General features: G+C 62.0%; 4 protein-coding genes. All 4 read left to right on the top strand.

What is annotated here, in order from left to right; translation table 11 throughout:
• The first annotated feature begins 191 nt into the window (after positions 1–191).
• On the top strand, positions 192–938 hold the full coding sequence (locus ABSG20_RS33415; protein WP_423868710.1) for a proteasome-type protease: 747 nt from the start codon (positions 192–194) through the stop codon (positions 936–938).
• A 26-nt stretch (positions 939–964) separates the two neighbouring features.
• Positions 965–1,723 (top strand): SDR family oxidoreductase, encoded by a 759-nt coding sequence (locus tag ABSG20_RS33410; protein ID WP_423868709.1) that lies wholly within the window; start codon positions 965–967, stop codon positions 1,721–1,723.
• A 467-nt stretch (positions 1,724–2,190) separates the two neighbouring features.
• Positions 2,191–2,514 (top strand): nucleotidyltransferase domain-containing protein, encoded by a 324-nt coding sequence (locus ABSG20_RS33405; protein ID WP_423868708.1) that lies wholly within the window; start codon positions 2,191–2,193, stop codon positions 2,512–2,514.
• Positions 2,501–3,025 (top strand): ribonuclease toxin HepT-like protein, encoded by a 525-nt coding sequence (locus ABSG20_RS33400; RefSeq protein ID WP_423868711.1) that lies wholly within the window; start codon positions 2,501–2,503, stop codon positions 3,023–3,025. The genes ABSG20_RS33405 and ABSG20_RS33400 overlap by 14 nt, the downstream gene beginning before the upstream one ends.
• Positions 3,026–3,173 lie beyond the last annotated feature (148 nt).

Raw genomic sequence — 3,173 nt, 5'->3', positions numbered from 1 at the left:
ACGAGCGAGCCACACGATGGCGTTCTCGCGCCATGCGCCACTGCCGACAGCACTGGTGGAGAAGGTCCTCCGGCGTGCGTGATCGTGGAGGGATGGGCGGCAGCCGCCGCTCATCCCTTTCGAAATGGGTTGGAGGCCCCGGCGAAATTGGATACAAATTCCTCAGCCGTCTGAACGTGCGGGGAGCGGAAATGACCTATTGCTGCGGAGTACTGGTACGCGACGGTCTGGTCATGATCGCGGATACCCGCACCAATGCCGGCCTGGACAACGTCTCGACCTTCCGCAAGCTGCATATCTTCTCGGAGCCGGGCGAACGCATCATGGCGGTCGCCAGCGCCGGCAATCTGGCGATCAGCCAGTCGGTGCTGTCGACCCTCACCGAAGGGATGGAAGACCCGACCACCGGCGATGTCGAAACCCTGCTGAACGCGCCGACGATGTTCCAGGCGGCGCAGCGCATCGGCCGGGCGATCCGCCACGTCAACGCCACCGAAGGCGTCGCGCTGAAATCCGAGGACATCAATTTCGACGTCTCGTTCCTGTTCGGCGGCCAGATCAGAGGCTCGCGGATGCGGCTGTTCATGGTCTATCCGGCCGGCAACTTCATCGAATGCACCACCGACACGCCGTATTTGCAGATCGGCGAGCACAAATACGGCAAACCGGTGCTCGACCGCGCCATGCATTACGACGTCGAATTGTACGAAGCGCTCAAGACCAGCCTGATCTCGATGGATTCGACGATGCGTTCCAATCTCGGCGTCGGTTTGCCGATCGACGTGCTGGTGGTGCGAACCGACGTCTGCGACGCCGACCTCAACCACCGCATCGAAGCGGGCGAGCCCTATTTCCACGATCTGCGCTCGCGCTGGTCGGCGGCGCTGCGCGCGGCGCACCGGAATATTCCAAGACCACCCTACAAGGAAGAAACCTAACCAGCAACATCAGAGGCGGGAAACAGATGACCGAGGCAGCAAACAGAATAGCGATCGTGACCGGCGCTGGCACCGGCGTCGGACGCGCGGCATCGCTGGCGCTGATGAAGGCCGGCTTCACCGTGGTGCTCGCCGGGCGACGCAAGGAAATGCTGGAGGAAACCCAAAAGCTCGGTGACAATATCGGCAAGAGCCTGCCGGTCTCCGCCGACATGAGCGATCCGGGATCGATCGCGGCCTTGTTCGCCAAAGTGATGGACGTCTATGGCCGGCTCGATGTTCTCTTCAACAATGCCGGCATGGGCGCGCCGCCGCTGCCGTTCGAGGATTTGGGTCTGGCGCAATGGCAGGCGGTGGTGGCAACCAATCTGACCGCGCCGTTCCTGTGCACGCAGCACGCCTTCCGCATCATGAAGGACCAGACCCCGCGCGGCGGCCGTATCATCAATAATGGCTCGATCTCCGCCCACGCGCCGCGGCCGTTCTCCGCGGCCTACACCTCCACCAAGCACGCCATCACCGGCCTGACGAAAGCGACCAATCTCGACGGCCGCGCCTACGACATCGCGGTCGGACAGATCGACATCGGCAACGCCGCCACCCCGATGACCGACCGCATGGTCGACGGCGTGCTGCAGCCCGACGGCCGCAAGCTGCCGGAGCCGCGGATGGACGCCAAGGCGGTCGGCGATGCGGTCGCCTACATGGCAAGCCTGCCGCTCGACGCCAACGTGCTGTTCATGACGGTGATGGCCAGCAAGATGCCGTTCGTCGGGCGGGGGTAGTGTTCTGGTTCTGACTTCGTCTTATAAAATCTGGCATGAGCGATCACGCCCGCAATACCGGTCCCATGCTGGCGAGCCCGCGTTGCGGCGCAAAAATGCGCTCCGGCGGGTCGTGCCGCGCGGCAAAAGGCGCTGCCGCATGCACGGCGGCGCGCCGGGATCCAGCGCACGAAGGGGAAACCAGAACGCGCGCCAGCACGGCCTGTTCACCGGGCAAGCGATCGCCGAGCGCAAACCGATCAGAGCCTTGTTGGGTGAAGCGCGGAAGTTGCTGCTAACGATGAAATGATCGGTTTCGCAAAGCCGAGCCCGATGATCGCCGGCGCGCAGATCATGAAATCGCGGCACTCAAAAGGATACATCGGCGATTAACGAGATGATCAATATGTCTGACAATCGATGATTTTAACAGTATGTTAGAGTTCTCAAAGAGGCTCTACGTTAGCCAGCCTTGGAACAGGTTTCGGATGGCCAGTCGTATTGATAGCATTATCGGCGAGCGGACGGCGCGCAGGCTGGCGACGGCACTCGCCCGGGTCGATCCAGTGCTGCGCGACCTGCATCTGGACGGCATCGATATCGTGGTGATCGGGTCATTGGCGAGGGGGGAATTCAAATCCCATTCCGATGTCGACTTTCTGGTCCGGGGCGGTCTGGATACGCAGGTGCGGGCACAGGTGGAGCGTGCCGTGGCCGCGGCGATGCGTGGGTCCGGCATCCCGTATGATCTGATCTATGCGGCCGATCTTACCCCGGAGCGGCTCAAGGAGTTTGAACGTGATCTCGGCTAAGCACCCCGGCTTCGCCAAAGTCGCCACCAAGCTTGACCGGGCCAAGCAAGAGCTCGACAATATCGACAGCTTTCTCAACTCGATCAAGGATTCAGATCGCCCCGTCAACGATTGGGCGCGCGGATCGGCCTTGGCGCTGGGTGTCCACAACATCTACAACGGCCTCGAAGACGTGATGTTGAGCCTCGCGAACGACATTGACGGCGATGTGCCGACGGGCGAGTCGGCGCATCAAGATTTGCTGGATCAGATGTCGGCGGCGATCGAAGGCCGGCGTCCTGCGTTACTCAATTCCGAACTCTACGGCCTCCTTATCGAGTTGAAAGGTTTCCGGCACGTGGTCCGGCATCGATACGGATTCGATCTTGATCCGTCGAAGGTCGACGAGAATCTCGCCCGGGCACGTAAGGCTTTCGCAGCGTTCGTCGAAGCCGTAGCCGGTCTGGAGCGGGTGATGGAGGAGAAGAAGGACGACGAGGAGCCCTCGGGGCCGTCCTCCTTCACTCCGTGACGGACGCTCTCAAGAAGCAACGGCCACCGAAGGGCTACGGCGGAAGCCGCACGCGAGCGCATCATACCACTTCCCCCGCGAAGAGCGGGAGAGGGAGTGAGAGGCCAATGCTCGTGGCCTGAAATCAGTTTCACGGAATCGCTCAACT

The sequence above is a fragment of the Bradyrhizobium sp. genome, assembly GCF_049512235.1.
Classification (GTDB): domain Bacteria; phylum Pseudomonadota; class Alphaproteobacteria; order Rhizobiales; family Xanthobacteraceae; genus Bradyrhizobium.
Note: the sequence above shows the minus strand (reverse complement) of the source record. Positions and strands in the feature narration are given on the sequence as shown.

Bases quoted from the DNA above. Each gene is read 5' to 3' on its own strand.
- ABSG20_RS33415 (WP_423868710.1), top strand. From the start codon at position 192: ATGACCTATTGCTGCGGAGTACTGGTACGCGACGGTCTGGTCATGATC.
- ABSG20_RS33410 (WP_423868709.1), top strand. From the start codon at position 965: ATGACCGAGGCAGCAAACAGAATAGCGATCGTGACCGGCGCTGGCACC.
- ABSG20_RS33405 (WP_423868708.1), top strand. From the start codon at position 2,191: ATGGCCAGTCGTATTGATAGCATTATCGGCGAGCGGACGGCGCGCAGG.